The organism is Rhizobium sp. AG207R, from assembly GCF_027109195.1.
In the GTDB taxonomy this organism is placed as follows: Bacteria; Pseudomonadota; Alphaproteobacteria; order Rhizobiales; family Rhizobiaceae; genus Rhizobium; species Rhizobium dioscoreae.
Genome location: NZ_JAEPVT010000005.1, coordinates 274,517 through 289,245, shown reverse-complemented (window position 1 = coordinate 289,245; position 14,729 = coordinate 274,517). Strand labels below are relative to the sequence as shown.

Annotated in this window: 13 protein-coding genes; 8 read left to right on the top strand and 5 right to left on the bottom strand. The window is 58.5% G+C overall.

Annotated elements, in window-relative coordinates:
* Positions 1 to 187 precede the first annotated feature (187 nt).
* The 3 genes from JJQ51_RS13830 to JJQ51_RS13820 are packed head-to-tail and all read left to right on the top strand — an operon-like array spanning position 188 to position 5,093.
* Complete coding sequence (locus tag JJQ51_RS13830; protein ID WP_113350829.1) at positions 188 to 2,350, top strand: GumC family protein; 2,163 nt, start codon at positions 188 to 190, stop codon at positions 2,348 to 2,350.
* 26 nt (positions 2,351 to 2,376) lie between these two features.
* Positions 2,377 to 3,480: a glycoside hydrolase family 5 protein gene (locus tag JJQ51_RS13825; RefSeq protein ID WP_233788555.1), complete on the top strand. Its 1,104-nt coding sequence runs from the start codon at positions 2,377 to 2,379 to the stop codon at positions 3,478 to 3,480.
* Positions 3,481 to 3,539: 59 nt separating this feature from the next.
* Entirely contained in the window at positions 3,540 to 5,093 is a 1,554-nt protein-coding gene (locus JJQ51_RS13820) for a hypothetical protein (RefSeq protein WP_113350831.1), read from the top strand.
* A 71-nt stretch (positions 5,094 to 5,164) separates the two neighbouring features.
* Here the strand turns inward: JJQ51_RS13820 and JJQ51_RS13815 are convergent, their stop codons facing one another.
* The 3 genes from JJQ51_RS13815 to JJQ51_RS13805 all read right to left on the bottom strand — a co-directional run bounded on the left by JJQ51_RS13815 (position 5,165) and on the right by JJQ51_RS13805 (position 8,222).
* The gene (locus JJQ51_RS13815; protein WP_233788554.1) at positions 5,165 to 6,049 is read right to left on the bottom strand and encodes a GNAT family N-acetyltransferase; all 885 of its coding nucleotides are present in this window, start codon (positions 6,047 to 6,049) and stop codon (positions 5,165 to 5,167) included.
* Positions 6,050 to 6,156: 107 nt separating this feature from the next.
* Positions 6,157 to 7,416 carry an FAD-dependent oxidoreductase gene (locus JJQ51_RS13810; protein WP_113350832.1) on the bottom strand — a complete coding sequence of 420 codons (1,260 nt, stop codon included), beginning with the start codon at positions 7,414 to 7,416 and terminating at the stop codon, positions 6,157 to 6,159.
* Positions 7,413 to 8,222, bottom strand: a complete 810-nt coding sequence (locus tag JJQ51_RS13805) for a WecB/TagA/CpsF family glycosyltransferase (RefSeq protein ID WP_113350833.1) — start codon at positions 8,220 to 8,222, stop codon at positions 7,413 to 7,415. The genes JJQ51_RS13810 and JJQ51_RS13805 overlap by 4 nt, the downstream gene beginning before the upstream one ends.
* Positions 8,223 to 8,856: 634 nt before the next feature.
* Here JJQ51_RS13805 and JJQ51_RS13800 point away from each other — a divergent pair.
* Together JJQ51_RS13800 and JJQ51_RS13795 are read left to right on the top strand one after the other, a co-directional pair.
* Entirely contained in the window at positions 8,857 to 9,348 is a 492-nt protein-coding gene (locus tag JJQ51_RS13800; protein WP_113351058.1) for a MarR family winged helix-turn-helix transcriptional regulator, read from the top strand.
* The gene (locus JJQ51_RS13795; RefSeq protein WP_113351059.1) at positions 9,348 to 10,031 is read left to right on the top strand and encodes a GNAT family N-acetyltransferase; all 684 of its coding nucleotides are present in this window, start codon (positions 9,348 to 9,350) and stop codon (positions 10,029 to 10,031) included. The genes JJQ51_RS13800 and JJQ51_RS13795 overlap by 1 nt, the downstream gene beginning before the upstream one ends.
* 25 nt (positions 10,032 to 10,056) lie before the next feature.
* Here the strand turns inward: JJQ51_RS13795 and JJQ51_RS13790 are convergent, their stop codons facing one another.
* Positions 10,057 to 10,683, bottom strand: coding sequence for a LysE family translocator (locus JJQ51_RS13790; RefSeq protein WP_173004604.1), 627 nt, complete (start codon positions 10,681 to 10,683; stop codon positions 10,057 to 10,059).
* 316 nt (positions 10,684 to 10,999) lie between these two features.
* On the opposite strand from JJQ51_RS13790, the gene greA reads away from it, so the two are divergent.
* Entirely contained in the window at positions 11,000 to 11,482 is a 483-nt protein-coding gene (greA, locus tag JJQ51_RS13785; protein ID WP_113351061.1) for a transcription elongation factor GreA, read from the top strand.
* 46 nt (positions 11,483 to 11,528) lie between these two features.
* On the opposite strand, the gene JJQ51_RS13780 is transcribed toward greA, so the two are convergent.
* A complete protein-coding gene (locus JJQ51_RS13780) occupies positions 11,529 to 12,548 on the bottom strand; it encodes a LacI family DNA-binding transcriptional regulator (protein WP_113351062.1) in 1,020 nt (339 codons plus the stop codon).
* Positions 12,549 to 12,655: 107 nt separating this feature from the next.
* On the opposite strand from JJQ51_RS13780, the gene JJQ51_RS13775 reads away from it, so the two are divergent.
* Positions 12,656 to 13,849 (top strand): phytanoyl-CoA dioxygenase family protein, encoded by a 1,194-nt coding sequence (locus JJQ51_RS13775; RefSeq protein ID WP_113350834.1) that lies wholly within the window; start codon positions 12,656 to 12,658, stop codon positions 13,847 to 13,849.
* A gap of 6 nt (positions 13,850 to 13,855) precedes the next feature.
* The gene (locus JJQ51_RS13770; RefSeq protein ID WP_113350835.1) at positions 13,856 to 14,665 is read left to right on the top strand and encodes an SDR family oxidoreductase; all 810 of its coding nucleotides are present in this window, start codon (positions 13,856 to 13,858) and stop codon (positions 14,663 to 14,665) included.
* Positions 14,666 to 14,729 lie beyond the last annotated feature (64 nt).

Here is a 14,729-nt window from a genome sequence, read left to right as displayed (position 1 = left end):
AATGTATCTCTAATATCGTAAGTACTGATGCTTACGCCAGAATGAAGTCGCAACATGGTTACTTGCGATGTCTCAAGTCGATCACACGCTCTGGTGTAAATTCAACGGATGATTAACATTATTCACTAATACTGAATTTAGTGATGTGCGATGAGCCGGAGACCCGCGGCCCGCGGAGAGGAACAGGATGAAGCCGTTTAACATTGACGAGCGCTCGCTTCCGCCGCTGTTCGATGTCGGTGCCGTGTGGACCATCCTTTGGCAGCGCTGGCTGATCGTGTTGACGTGCACCGTTGCCGTGCTTCTACTGACGCTGGCTTACCTTGCCGTGGCAAAGCCGAGCTATACCGCGACAGCTTCCGTCATGATCGATCCGCGTGATCCGCGCGCGACGAATCTCAACAATGTCCTGCCCGGCATCGGCAGCGATAGCGCGGCCATCGCAAGCCAGGTGTTCGTCATTGAATCGCGTGACCTTCTGATGAAGGTTTTTGAGAGCGAGAACATCGAGAACGACCCTGAATTTTCGGCAGGCGGCCTCCTGTCGCGTATTGGTCTCGCTTCACATCCCACGAAGGATTCGATCTTCAAGAATTTCCAACGCGCCGTCACCGTAGAGCGTGCCGGGCTTACCTATGTCATCGATGTCAGTTTCGCATCCCGCTATTCCGACAAGGCGGCGCGGATCGCCAACGCCATCGTCAATCGTTATAGGGCCGGTCTGTCGGGTGAGCGGGAGACTGCAAACAGCGATGTGAATTCCCTGCTTGCGAGCCGGATCGGCAATCTTCAGAAGAACGTCAGCGATGCCGAGCAGGAGGTCGGAGATTTCAAGGTCTCGCATCAGATCCTCGATGCTTCCGCGGGCGGCACGCTGCAATCTCAGATCGACAAGCTTACGGATCAGCTGATCGGAGCACGAAGTGAGGCCGATCAGGCCAAGGATAAATATGCTCAGGCAGTCGCCGCAGGCACCTCGCCGGCCGGACTTGCCAAGCTTTCGGAAATCCTTTCCTCCGAAGCCACGGTTAAACTCCGCGAGAACTACAATCAACGGGCCGCCGATCTCGCCAATTACGAGGCCATGTATCAGCCGCGTCATCCGATCGTTAAAAGATTGCGATCCGAGTTGGACAGGATGCAGGGTCTTATGGCCGTCGAGGCGCAGCGGATTACTCGGGAATTGAAGGCAATGTCCGACCTCGCTGGACAGAACGTCGCAGCACTCCAGGCAAAGCTCGATGATCTCCGCCAGAAGCTGGATAGTTCGAATGCTGCGCAGGTGCAGTTGCGGCAGCTGGAGGCGAAGACGAAAGCGGCACGCACGGTCCTCGACGATTTCCTGAAACGCGCCGAGGAAACATCGCAGATGCAGGGCCTGCAGCTGCAGGAGGCCCGGGTGATCAGCGCCGCCGCTCCGCCGGTACAGCCGACCTGGCCGAAGCCGCTGCTCCTGTTGCCGGTCAGCGCCGCGCTCGGTCTTATCATCGGCTGCGGTCTTGCCCTGGTGCGCGGACCCAAACATCAGCCGGAACAGGATCCGACAGGCCCCATAAGACGTAGCCTCCTTGACGTCGAGCCCCACAAAGACCTTTCGTCGGAAATCGCAAAGACGGAGCCGGCGCCGGTCCATCTTGGTGAATATCGGCTTCCGGGCGTTGCCGGCATCGGTGCCTATCTCAGCATCCGCGCGATGCGAAGACGCTTTTTCCAGGCCGGAAACGAAGCTTTTTCGCGGGATGTGCTGCAGCTCATGCGGCGCATCATTCTGCATCTGAGAGAGCATCCGAAGCCCTATGTGCTGCTGGTCTCCTCGCTGCACACGCCGCTGGCGGCGAGACTTGCGGGTGCTATGGTCGGCCTTGGCCTCCAACAGGCCGAACAGAATGTGCTCGTCGTCGAGTTCGGAGACCTGCCTGGCTTGGGAGCGCCGGCGCGCAGCGGTAACAGCGTCTTCATCAGCGGGGCGAGCGGCCTGCGGACCGTCGTGTACAACAGGCCCGTGGCCGAGAATTCGGAACCGTGGGTGCGCCTTGGCCTCGATGATATATTGACCACCGCCGGCTCGTTCGACTTCGTGCTTCTGATGGGGCCTTCCATCGTCGATGACAATTGGGATCCAGCGCTTTTCGCTGAAGCGGATCTCATGCTTTTTGCGCTCAACCCTGCCGAGGAAGCGGCGGAAATCGCCAATATGCTTCGTCAACGGCTCGACGCCGATCAGATTGGGCGCAGCGCCACGCTGACAATTGCGCCGGAGAACATCGATACGCGCCGTAGCCAGATGGTGCGACCCATCCGCTCGACTGACGATGGAGGGCAGGGTGATCGAGTCTCTGCAAGGGGATGAACGAGGGACGCGGCTCGCGATCGACGATGATATCACGCCGAAGCGCTCTCAAGCTGGCAGGCGGCTCCATTCTGGCTGCTCTCCCGGCTGCCGGCGCGGCGCGTGCGGCGGCCAGGCCCATCGTACCCTCGCGTGGCATCAATCTGCCCGGATGGTTCGATAACAGCGATGGAGTAGCGCCCAGCGAGCCGGTCCTCGAAAAGCTTCGCCAAGCGGGATTCGAGACGATCCGCTTGCCGATCAATGGCGATCTCTTGACGGCAACTGATGCGGCCGCGCTCCGTCGCATCGAGGCCGGCGTGACCGACCTTAATCGGCTGGGTTTTTCCATCCTTGTGGACATGCATCCCTCTGAAAGTCTGCACAAGGCTCTTCGTCAAGATTTCGAGGCCGGCTCGCAAAGGGCGGCCGCAGCCTGGATGGCGTTAAGCAGCGTTGTCGCGAACCTCCCGGATGATAAGGTCTATCCGGAGCTCTTGAATGAGCCGCCCATGCGGAGTGACGCGTGGCTGCAACTGCGGGATAGGCTTGCCGAGGTCGTACGATCCAAATGCCCGAGCCATACGCTGATCTGGGGGCCATCGCCCTCTCAGGGCATCTGGGAAATAGGCGAGACGCCGCCGCTCGCCGACGATAACCAGATCGCCGCCATTCATTTCTATGCGCCCACGGCCTTCACTCATCAATGCGAGACGTGGGATGCGTCTCCGCTTGCGCGGATTTCGAATTTGCCTTTTCCGGCTACCATCGAAACGCCTCTCGTGCAGGAGAGCATCGGCAAGCTGCGCGCCAACGGGGATGAGCAGGCCGCAAACCTCATTGAGGAGCAATTGGCGACGCCCTGGACAGAAGCGGCGATCGCTTCCGAATTTGTGAGGCTGAGGCGCTGGTCCGAGACGCATGACTGCCCTGTCATGATGAATGAGTTCGGCGTGCTCAACTTCTGTGTCGATGCCGAAAGCCGCAAATTCTGGGTTCGGGCCGTGCGGCAAGCGGCAGAGGCCAATCAGGTCGGCTGGGCCTATTGGGAGCTCGATCAGGGTTTTGGCATCATCGAGAGCCGGCGCAGCGCCGAAGGTTTTGACGTCGGCATGATCGCGGCACTTCTGGATGGCCGTGGCGGAGGCTGAAATGCTGAGGAATATGGCAGTGAGGAACGACAACTGATGCGGACGAATGGAGTTTGGCGATGAGCATTACGGGACATCGCGCCGGCTTCGCGGCGGGAGGCGTTAGTTCGCTGCGCTCAGATGCGGTCTTCCACCTCTGCATCGCCATTCTCGCGGTCATTGCTTCCGTTTCAGCCTTCGCCGTCTGGACGCCTTTTGGGGTTGCCGCGACATTCGCATTGACGCTCGTCCTGTCTGTTGCTCAGCCCGGCTGCATCCCGATCGTCATTGCCTGCTCCTTTCTCTACCAGAACCTCGTGGTCGCCTGGTTCACGCCTTTCGTGCCGGATCACAATACGTTCGATGCGCTGCGCGGCGCCAATTTCGTCATTCTCATGACTGCGTTTGGCGCCTTCATTATGGCCTCTTTCCAATACCGCGTGCGGGCTCTGACGGAATTGCGGCCTTGGCTGATGTTCAGCTTCATGCTGTGCGGCATCGTTTGTTTCTATCTAGCGCTTGGGGCTGTTCACGGCGGACCGAAGGATGCCGTTATCTATTTCCGCAATACGATCACGCCGCTTGCATGCTTCCACATCGCAATTCTGGCAGCCAGTCTCTATCCAATTGATCTGCGCAAGGGCATCTTTTGGCTCTGCGCCATTGCCATCATATACGGCTATCTGGAACAGATCTTTCGGATGGATTTCCTGAGCCTGTTTCACGGCGATCTCTATATTCATCGTGGCCTGAAGGCTCAGATCGAGGCCGGTGTATGGGAAAAGAAGCTGCGAGAGACTGGCTTCGTGCTTCGCGGCATCGAAGACACGATGATGACGACCTTCTTCAACATCAAGCTGTTCAGTGACCTGTTTCCGCCGATCTTCCGCAATGGCGGCCCGAACTTTCACCCCATCAGCTACGCCTACGGCTTGAGCATCATGTCTGCCTGGCTCCTCTTCAGAGGCCGTTGGCTGCTGCCGATTGCTGCCCTGCCACTATTGCTTGTCATAGGCTCGAAAGGAGCGACGTTCATGTTGCTGGTGGCGATCGGTGCCCGGCTGATCTATCATCCATCGCGCGCGGAACTGACGCTTCTTGCCGTCATCGCGCTTGCCGTCGTCTGGACGGCCGCCGCTATCCTCTTCGGCGCCACCCATGGCGATTACCATGTTCTCGGCCTGATCGCGGGCGTTCGCGAATTCCTGCACAATCCGTTCGGACAGGGCCTCGGCATCGGCGGCAATCTTTCGAGTACGAGCCTCAATCTGGATTGGGACCGGGCACAGGATGAAGGCGTTGCCTCCGTGCCCGTCGAAAGCGCGGTCGGCGTCATGCTCTATCAGATGGGTGTGGGCAGCTTTGTCTTCTTCGGCTTTCTTGCCGCGCTGGCCCTATCGGCGCGCAAGCAGCTGATTGCTACCGGCGATCCGGATTTTCTCTTCGCTTTCGTCGCGGTCGTCACGATCGCGTCCAATGCCGTATTGCAGGAGGAGGCATTCTTCTCTCCGCTTGCGCTCGGCTTCTGCCTCCTGCTTGTTGGTGTTTCTTTTGGAACGCGCTGGCGCTCGCTCGGCATTTCGCGAAGAACGGTCAGCCAGTCGGGCGAACACATGCCATCGCCCTCGCCGTAATGCGGTTAATCTTCAATCGGACTGAGCCAGCGGTAAACTCCAAAAAGCCGCCGACAGCTCATTATCAGGGATCAGGAGCCGAAGATGACGAGTTCCGTGAATGTCAGGTCACCAAGCGATGGCGGTTTCGGACCTTTGAAATATTTCGTCCCGCTTCCGGCGAAATAACGCCCGATGAGACCGGGCACCGGCCCGTTCGCATCGACGACGCAGAGAAATATGCCTTTTCGCAGAAGATGGCGCCCGAGCGCGCCGGCGCACCGGCTAAGCTCCTCAGGGATGCGGCTGTAAATCACCTGGGCACTTGGAACGATGCCGTGGAAGATACGGCGTGTCTTGAACACGAAGGGAAAGGCTTCGTCACCGGCGACACAAATGAACGACAGGCATTCCAGTGCCGCATGCTGGAGAAGGATCTCCCTATCGCCTTCCGAGAGCATCGACATTTCCGGAAGATCGGAGCGGGCTTCAAGCACACGATAAGTCCGCCTCACAGCACTCAGCATCGGCAGAAAGGCGAGCTGCCCGTCCGCATAACGGCGAAAGCCGAGCGCTTCATTGACCTTTATAGTCCCTGGTGCCGGAGAAACGTTGATGAAGGTGACGTTCTTTCGTCTGAGCGCCGCAATCACCATCTTGCCGGCGAAAGCGCGATATTCGGGATCGACAGACCAGCTCGACAAATTGCAGCGGAGCTCTTCTCCTTCCAATCCCTCGTGCCGAAAATAAAGCGCCAGCAGAACACCGACAATGCGTCCGGACATATCCAGAACGAAGCCGTATTTCGGCAGGTCGGGCACGAAAGGCCGCTTTTCCATGCGCGCGACAGCGCGCTCCCAATAGCTTCGATCGCGCGTCGGAAAATTTCTGCGAAGACAATCGATGATGCCATCCCAATCGCTCTCTTCGATTGGTCGGCAAGTAAGTCCAGGAGGAAATGCGCCTAAAACTGCCATGATCAACTCCGTAATATTATCGATATAGGATTGCGTTTTTCACATGTTGGAAACATGCACTATTTGTGAATGTTTCCCGAGACCGCATTTCGCACTTGCGAGCCTGGCTATGCCATCGGTTCCGAGTTCAGTGCAGCGGATCGCAGTGCAGACTTGGCGCGTATCGCCTTCGCCTTCAGCTGATGAAGCTTTGTTGCAAGAGCGGGGCTTATGTTTTCGATGCCGTATAGGATGCGCCGCCGCGTGAAATGGAACTGGCGGCGCAGATGCCACCCGACATCGGTCTTCGCCGTCAGATTGAAGTGGTGATCGGCCATTTGCACCGAACTGATGTCCATATCAAGCTTTTCTGGGTCGTCATAATAAGCGGCGATCTTGGTGTGATCGATGGCAGTTTCTGTCATCCATTGCGGGATATATGTGCAGCATAGACGCTCTACATCGGTCAGAAGCCGGCTGACGCCGAGTCCGCTTGCCGGACAGGAGGTCAGATAGGCATCTCCGATCAGCACGACGCCATCCTGCCGGCAATTGTCGGCAGCTGTTATATCGGTCAACCAGCTATCGACGCGGCTGCTGATTTCAAAATCGCCAAAGGTATCGACAAGTGACGGGAAGGCGGCCGTGAGCATCCCTTTCGGATCGTCATGCAGCGACTTGACCCATGGATCTCGCGGGTCTCGGAACAGAAAGAGATTGGCTCGTGTCGTTCCAGGGACCGGAAATAGATTGAGATGGGCGATTCCGTCGCCGTCGCCATGATAGGTCAGGGCCGTATGGCGAAATCTATTGGATCGCAGCGGACGAATGTTGAAGCCGAATGCCAGCGGGCGTCTATCGCTAATCTGTCGGTGCAGAATCCCGAGATCCCGGCGCAGGGTATCGCCCATGCCCGTCGCGACCACCAGCAATCGCGTGGTGATTTCGTCCTGACCAAGGATCGATATCCGTTGGTGCGCTGCTCCGATCCGCAAAGCGCGGACCTGGCCGACGACGAAATTCACCGTTTCAGGCAGCGCGCTCCGCATCGCCATGACGAGCCTGTTGTAGAAAAATCCATAGTGCTGGCCGTATGTCCGGTCCACCACGCGCCCCTTGTGCATGTTGACGATTTCATCGAAGGGTACGGCGGCAGTCGACAGAGGTGCAAATAGCTGAAGTCGCTGAAGTTTTTCGATCGCCTCGCCGGCTATTCTTTCAACGCGGAATTCCTGGGGAAAGACGCGATGACGATCGATGAGTGTCACCCGATATCCCGCTCGGCCGAGCAGGCAGGCTGCTAGCGTGCCGGAAAGCCCGCCGCCGACAATGGCTATGTCTGTGTCCGTTTCGCTCGTCGGCAGTTCGGAATATCGCCTATTCATCATTTCGAATACCTCAGGATCGCATAGATGGCGTAGGGGTTGGTGGTCAGGTAGCGCCAGAACAGGCGGCGAGGTTCCATCAGCATCCGCCAGAACCATTCGAAACCGGCTCTCTGGATCCAGATGGGCGCCCTCTTCGTTCTCTCCGCCAGATGGTCGAAGAGGCCGCCTGATGTCTTGATGATGCCGACATTGGCAAGTCGCGCGGCGAAATCGTGCACGAAAATCTGCTCGCGCGGCACGCCAAGGCCGATCCACAATATGTCGGGGGCGAGTGTGTTGATCTCGTCAAGCTTCCGTTCCAGGGCTTCTCCGGCAAGGTAGCCGTGGCAATGGCCCACGATGCGTAAGCCGGGATAGCGGGTTTGCACGGCGGCGACGGCTTCGCGGTTTGCCGTCTCGGTCGCTCCCAGGAGATAGAAGCTTATGCCTTCCCTTTCGGCCAGTTTGGCGACATCGTGAAAGAGATCCGTTGTTGCCACGCGCTCGGGAAGCTGCACCCTGCAGAGTAAGCGTGAAGCCATCACGAGGGGTTGACCGTCGGCCAAGATCTGATCCGCCTGCTGGAAGAGTTTGGCGATATTGGCATCGGCATGAACGCGTGCGACGACCTCGCCATTGGCTGACGTAAAATAATAGGGCCGGCTGTCGCGGCGGCGTCTGCGCGCGACATCGATCATGAAGGAAGCAGCATTGCGTCGATTGACGACAGTGATGGGCAACCCGCCGATCAACACGCTTGGAAGCGTGGGCGGATAGTCTTGCGCAGGAATGGCGGCTCCATGTTCAGGCGCGTCTGCCGGCTGCATTTGGCTCTCCTGATTTAAGATCTGCTCTTCGGAAACAAGATGCGCACCAGTAGCGTCCGACCCGTTGTGGCCGGGTTTTTGAACGCCATTCTTGGTTGAGTAAGCTCTTCCTGAATATCTTTGAGAGTCTGTACCAATATCTTGCACAACCATTACCTCCGCTTGCGTAATGGTTAGCTAATATGAGTTGGAAAGTTAAGGCGTTTATTAGTATTCAGTTAATATGTAAATTTCTAAATAAATAATATGCGCATAAACTGAACTTAATGTGAAGTTAAATCTCTCGTCACACAACGAGTATTTCAGAAGTATTTCAATATGTTAATTAGTTGCTGAATAATCCCGTTCGCGTGGGACATCGGAAGTATCGCAGCGGCTAGCTCATAGACGGAGGAGCGCGTCAGCTATTCCTCTCCCTTGAAGGGTTATGTCGCGCGTTCCAGATTCAAACAGTGTACGACCTTAGCGTTAGTCTGCCTTCGAATGGCAGCGATGTGTAAAGGCCGGGACTGCTCGATGAGTACAATCATTGAGATCGTATATCCGTATCCTCTAAGTGACCGCCAGCGGGCTTGATTGCAATTGAATAACACATTATATAACAATTTATGTAAATGGAGGAATGGGGGTCGATTTGACTGAAGATATTGTGAGGGCGATGGGGTTCCTCTGTCTTGGCAGCCGGTTTCGCCGGATCGGCGAGCGTCTGCAGGCCGATACGCAGCAGATCATGGAGGAGCTGGACGTTTCTTTGCAGTCCGCCCAATTTCCGTTTCTCGCCGCCATCGATCGCGCCGGGCCGCTGACGATCGGCGAACTTGCCCAGGCCGTCGGCATCACTCAGCCGGGCGCGACACGCACTGTCTCGCAGCTTCTGGAAGCGGGCTATGTCGACATGCAGGCCTCGATCGAAGACCAGCGCCGCCGTCTGATCTCGCTGACTTCCAGGGGGCAGGAGCTCGTCGACTATTCGAAAAAATTCGTCTGGCCGCGCATAGAACAGGCGGTCCGAGAGCTCTGCGGTGACCTTTCAGGGCCGCTATTGCAACAACTCGCCGCGATCGAGGACGGACTTGCGGAAGCTCCGCTCAGGCGACGCGGCACCCTCAGCAAGGAGCAGCAATGATGAGCCATATTCTCGATCGTCCGATTTGGAGTGCTCTTGAAACTGCCCATGCATCACTGGCGGAGGGCAATGCGCTTGCCCGCCGCTATCCACCGTCCATCGTGCCCTTTGCGGCGTCCGCGGACAATTCGCCCGAAAGTCTCGAGGCCCTGGCGAGGCTGCCTTCGGGAGAGGAGGTCATGGCGATCGTCGAGGCGGAGCCAATCATCGTTCCTGAAGGGTTGGTGACCCTTTCCAGTGCCAGGCTCGTGCAGATGATGGCGGAGCGCCCTTCCGAGCGAGTCTCGGACGGTCGGGTCGTGCCGCTGACGGAGGCCGATGCTGCGGATATGCTAGCGCTTGCTACGCTGACGAAGCCAGGCCCCTTCACCTTGCAGGCCCAAAGCCTCGGCTCCTTCTGGGGCGTGAAGATCGATGGGCGCCTTGTCGCCATGGCAGGTCAGCGCATGCGCCAGACAGGATTTGCCGAACTTAGCGGCCTCTGCACTCATCCCGATTTTCAGGGGCGCGGCCTCGGCACCTTGCTCTTCCGTTTCGTGGCTGGTGAAATCGCGGCCCGCGGCGAGACTGCCTATCTGCATGCTTATACCACAAACACGCCGGCCATCGCTCTATACGAAGCGATGGGCTTCCGCATCCGTTCGGAGATGAATTTCAGCGTCGTCAAACGGCAGCAGGTTTGATTTTCCTTTGTTGCCGTAAAGGCGGTCACTGCTGTTGCAGCGCGAGCCTCAGGCCCAATGCCATATAGATTGTGCCGATGACCTTTCCCTGCCATCGGCCGATGGTGCGGTTGCGCCGCAGCCAGCCATCAATCGAGCCGGCACCGACCGCCAGAAGCGAGGTCACGCCGATGCTGAGGGTCACGAAAATGGCTCCCAGAAGCGCGAATTGCGCAATGACGGATCCGCTTTCCGGATGGATGAACTGCGGCAGGAAGGCCAGGAAGAAAAGCGCAGTCTTCGGGTTGAGTATCTCCGTGAAGAAACCCTGCCGGAATGCGCGCATGGGGGTAATAGCCTGCGCAGTCGGCAGATCGATGCTGCCGCTTTTCTCGATAAAAGCCTTGAAACCCAGATAGATCAGATAGATGACGCCGGCATATTTGACGATCTCGAAGGCCAGCGCGGATGTGGCCAGCAATGCCGACAATCCGAAGGTCGCCATCATCGTATGGAAGAGATCGCCGGCGGCTATTCCAACGCCCGTTGCCAATCCCACGCGCTTGCCGCCACTGACTGCCCTGGCGAGCGTGAGTAACGTGGCAGGTCCTGGAATGACCATCAGACCAAGCACCACCAATATATAAGTCGTCAATACACCGAGGCTGATCATCGATCTCTCTAAAGTTGAGTGCCGTTTCAAAGTCCCCGCGACATGGAACTTTGTATCCGCCGTTGTTAGCTGGCTTGAAGACTAGTCGTTTTAGAGATCGTTGCAACGAACATGTTGGCGATGTCCGCTGGCGGGAACCCGGCCTCTTCGGTGATCTCGGCTTTCTATCGGCTGTTCTATTCCTCCAGCATTGCCATCTGGTCTATAGTACGGGGTCGATTTGCTTCCTGTGGTTAAAGACAGGTCGTCGAAATTGTTCATGGAAAAAGATCCCGACGGGATTTCAAGGTTTAGCGCTTCGCAATGGAGTTTGAAATTGAGCACTGCGTTCATGAAGGAAGAAAGCGCTGAAACGGCCGCCGAAACCGTGTTGCCCGACCGGCCGATTTCTCCGCATCCGAACCGCGTCACCGAGGCGGGACTGAAGGCTCTGGAATTGCAGCTTCAGGATGCGCGCAAAGCCTACGAAGCAGCAAGCGCGATCGAGGATATCAACGAACGCCGGCGGCAGACAGCTATTCCATTGCGCGATGCGCGCTATTTCGCGGAAAGGGTCCGAACCGCCGAAGTCATGCCGGCGCCGGCCTCGTCCGAGGTCGTCGTTTTCGGAAGCACGGTCACCTACAGCCGTGAGGATGGCCGCGTGCAAAAATATCGCATCGTCGGGGAGGACGAGGCCGATCCCAAGGCGGGATCGATTTCCTACGTCTCGCCCGTCGCAAGATTGCTGATGGGAAAGACGGTTGGCGATATCCTGACCCTTGGCAAGGAGGAGCTGGAGATCACGGCGATCGAATAGCGGTCTTTCCGCGCGCCCTCTTTCTGCGCACGCCTGCGGTTTTCGATCAATGCGCCGGTTCGAACGGCGTTGCGATCGCGACCCTCGATGGTGCCACCTGAAAATCTGCCGGCAGCATCCGGTGATAGGCGAGCATGAGCTGACAGGCGCTACGGGCGTCATGGCGCAGATCGTGGTGAATGACGAGAGTGATCTCGCCGGCGGCGAGCAGCCCGATATTATCTTGATCGAGATCGTGGGCTGCAAAGACCGTGCATTCGCGCCGGGCCTCGGTAAAGGCTTTCAGGATGGCACGATTGCCGCCGCCAGCGGAGTAGACCGCGCGGATGTCCGGCTCGCGTTCCAACGCATCGCGGACGAGCAGTTCCGTCGTGCGGTCGACGCCGAACCCTTCGGAAATTCGAACGACCGAAAGATGGGGGAATCGCTCCGCAAGAGTATCGCGAAATCCGCGCTCACGCTCGTCCTCGCCGGTAAAAAGGCTGCTCGAGAGCGTCACCAACACTTTGCCCGCTCGTTCGCCGGCCATGCGGCCGAGCAGATAGGCGGCGGTCGCCCCAGCCATACGATTGTCCATGCCGACGTAGCCGATACGGGAATTTTCAGGCAGGTCAGTCACCAGCGTAACAACCGGGATCCTTGCTGCCATGAGTTGGGCAGCGAAATCGGCAATGGCCGGCGTTGACGCGGCCTTGAGCACCACACCGTGGCTGCCGCGCCGGCGTATGGCGCGCAGGATGGATAAAAGCTCGGCCTCGCTCATCGTCTCGGCCACATGAAAGCGCGCGAAAAATGATGCGGGCCGCATGCCGGGCAATTCCGCCTCGAAGGCTTCGCGGACGGCCGACGAGAAGCGCTGCGGCGTATCCATGACGACATCGATGACGAGCCGCCGCCCTGCTAAGCCCGATTGCACATATTGCCGCTCCAGCTCGGCAATCGCGGCTGCAACCCGCGTGCGGGTCACAGCACGGACGCCCTCGCGTTCATGCATGACACGATCGACGGTCGCGAGGCTGAGCCCAGCCTGTAGCGCAATATCTTTCAAGGGAAAGCGCGATTTCACGGTCACTCTTTCTGAGGTGTTTTTGAGGTGTTTTCCGTCTTTCTCATAGGCCGGTGCGGGACTACGATCAACCTCATAGTCCAACGTCATTTTGGGAGGAGAACACCATGGACGCTCAGACGCTCGCCAGCCGGCGCAGCCGGAAGGTCTGGCTTTCGGCCGATTGCGGCAATTTCGATACTTTCAAAGGCCTGGTGGAAAAGACCGCCGATCCGGCCGACTGGCCATTGGCGGCGGGGATCGAGAAAAACATCCTCATCTATGATGGCGACAAGGTTCGCAGCGCCGCCGAGGATGAAGACGAACGTCGCGCCCTGATGGCCGAGTGGGTGGAAGCCTTTACCTCAGGCCCAGGCGTCGTCGTCATCAAGAACGCCATGCCGGATACGGCGGTTGTCGATCGCGCAACCACCGTATTCGAAGCCATCGTCCGCGAGGAGAAAGAGAAGGGCAAGGGCGCCGGCGATCATTTTGCCAAACCCGGCGCCAACGACCGCATCTGGAACGCACTGGAAAAGCATTGCCTGGCGGACCCGGAGAATTTTGCTCGCTATTACGCCTCGACGGCGGTCGCCATGGTGTCGGAGGCCTGGCTCGGCGTCGGCTATCAGATGACCGCGCAGATGAACCGGGTCAATCCGGGCGGCACTGCGCAGAAGCCGCACCGCGACTATCACCTCGGCTTCATGTCGCCGCAGCAGATGCAGGCCTATCCGGGCCACATCCATGCCGTTTCGCCGCTGTTGACGCTGCAGGGCGCGGTCGCGCATTGCGATATGCCGCTCGAAAGCGGGCCGACGCTGTTCCTACCCTATTCGCAGACCTTCTTCGAAGGCTATATCGCCTTCGGCCGGCCGGAATTTCAGGCCTATTTCGCCGAACATTACGTGCAATTACCGCTGAAGAAGGGCGATGCCGTCTTCTTCAATCCGGCAGTCATGCATGGGGCCGGCGACAATGTCTCAAAAGACATCTACCGCATGGCCAACCTCCTGCAGGTGTCCTCGGCCTTCGGGCGGGCGATGGAGAGCGTCAACCGCAGCCGCATGTCTGTCGCAGTCTATCCGGCGCTGGTCGCCGCTCTCGATGCCGGTGCGCTGAGCCGCGCAGAAGCTGCGAACGTGATCGCATCGACGGCAGAGGGCTATGCCTTCCCGACCAATCTCGACAGCGATCCGCCCGTTGGCGGTTTGGCACCGAAAACGCAAGCGGCCATCATGGCGGAGGCGATCAATGCCGGGACGGATGCGAAGCGATTTGCCGAACTCATCGCCGCCCATGCCGCACGCAGGGAGGCTTGAGATCGTATGAGCCGACTGGATGGAAAATTCGCCGTCGTGACCGGCGGCACGCAAGGCTTAGGCGCGGAAGTTGCCCGGCTGTTTGCCGAACGCGGCGCCGCCGGCCTGACGATCTGTGGCCGCAGCACCGCCAAGGGCGAGGCCAAGGCGCGTGAGATAAGTGACCGCTATAAAATACCGGTCGCTTTCGTTTCAGCCGATCTCGGTAAGGTGGACGATTGCCGCAAGGTCATCGCGACCGCCGTGGAAAAATTCGGCCGCATCGATGCGCTCGTCAATGTCGCCGCCATCACCGATCGCGGCACCATTCTCGATACCGATCCGGATCTGTTCGATCGGATGTTCGCCGTCAACGTGCGTGCCCCGTTCTTCCTGATGCAGGACGCGATCAAGAACATGATCGCCAACGGCATCGAAGGCACGATCGTCAATATCTCTTCGATGTCGGCGATGGCCGGGCAGCCTTTCATCAGCGCCTATTGCTCTTCCAAAGGCGCGCTCGATACGCTGACCCGAAATACGGCCTTCGGGTTGCTCAGGAACCGCATCAGGGTCAACGCGCTCAATATCGGCTGGATGTCGAGCGATGGCGAGGATCGCATCCAGCGCGAATATCACGGTGCCGCCGAAGACTGGCTGGAAAAGGCCGCCGCCGAACAGCCGTTCGGCCGGCTGGTCGATCCGGCCGAGGTCGCACGCGCCGTCGCCTTCCTATCATCGGACGAATCCGGTCTGATGACCGGCGCCACGATCAATTTCGATCAATCGATCTGGGGCGCCTATGAGAGCTCGCCGCATCCGGAGAAAGCGATGTAAGCCACGCGGATTGGCGGGAGGGAAATACCCTTCCGCCAATGGGCAGGTTGCGTGCTGGCGCGAA

What these genes read in the sequence shown, in the direction of transcription:
- JJQ51_RS13830 (WP_113350829.1), top strand. Translation starts at nt 188, where the DNA reads ATGAAGCCGTTTAACATTGACGAGCGCTCGCTTCCGCCGCTGTTCGAT.
- JJQ51_RS13825 (WP_233788555.1), top strand. Translation starts at nt 2,377, where the DNA reads ATGATATCACGCCGAAGCGCTCTCAAGCTGGCAGGCGGCTCCATTCTG.
- JJQ51_RS13820 (WP_113350831.1), top strand. Translation starts at nt 3,540, where the DNA reads ATGAGCATTACGGGACATCGCGCCGGCTTCGCGGCGGGAGGCGTTAGT.
- JJQ51_RS13815 (WP_233788554.1), bottom strand. Translation starts at nt 6,049, where the DNA reads ATGGCAGTTTTAGGCGCATTTCCTCCTGGACTTACTTGCCGACCAATC.
- JJQ51_RS13810 (WP_113350832.1), bottom strand. Translation starts at nt 7,416, where the DNA reads ATGATGAATAGGCGATATTCCGAACTGCCGACGAGCGAAACGGACACA.
- JJQ51_RS13805 (WP_113350833.1), bottom strand. Translation starts at nt 8,222, where the DNA reads ATGCAGCCGGCAGACGCGCCTGAACATGGAGCCGCCATTCCTGCGCAA.
- JJQ51_RS13795 (WP_113351059.1), top strand. Translation starts at nt 9,348, where the DNA reads ATGAGCCATATTCTCGATCGTCCGATTTGGAGTGCTCTTGAAACTGCC.
- JJQ51_RS13790 (WP_173004604.1), bottom strand. Translation starts at nt 10,683, where the DNA reads ATGATCAGCCTCGGTGTATTGACGACTTATATATTGGTGGTGCTTGGT.
- JJQ51_RS13775 (WP_113350834.1), top strand. Translation starts at nt 12,656, where the DNA reads ATGGACGCTCAGACGCTCGCCAGCCGGCGCAGCCGGAAGGTCTGGCTT.
- JJQ51_RS13770 (WP_113350835.1), top strand. Translation starts at nt 13,856, where the DNA reads ATGAGCCGACTGGATGGAAAATTCGCCGTCGTGACCGGCGGCACGCAA.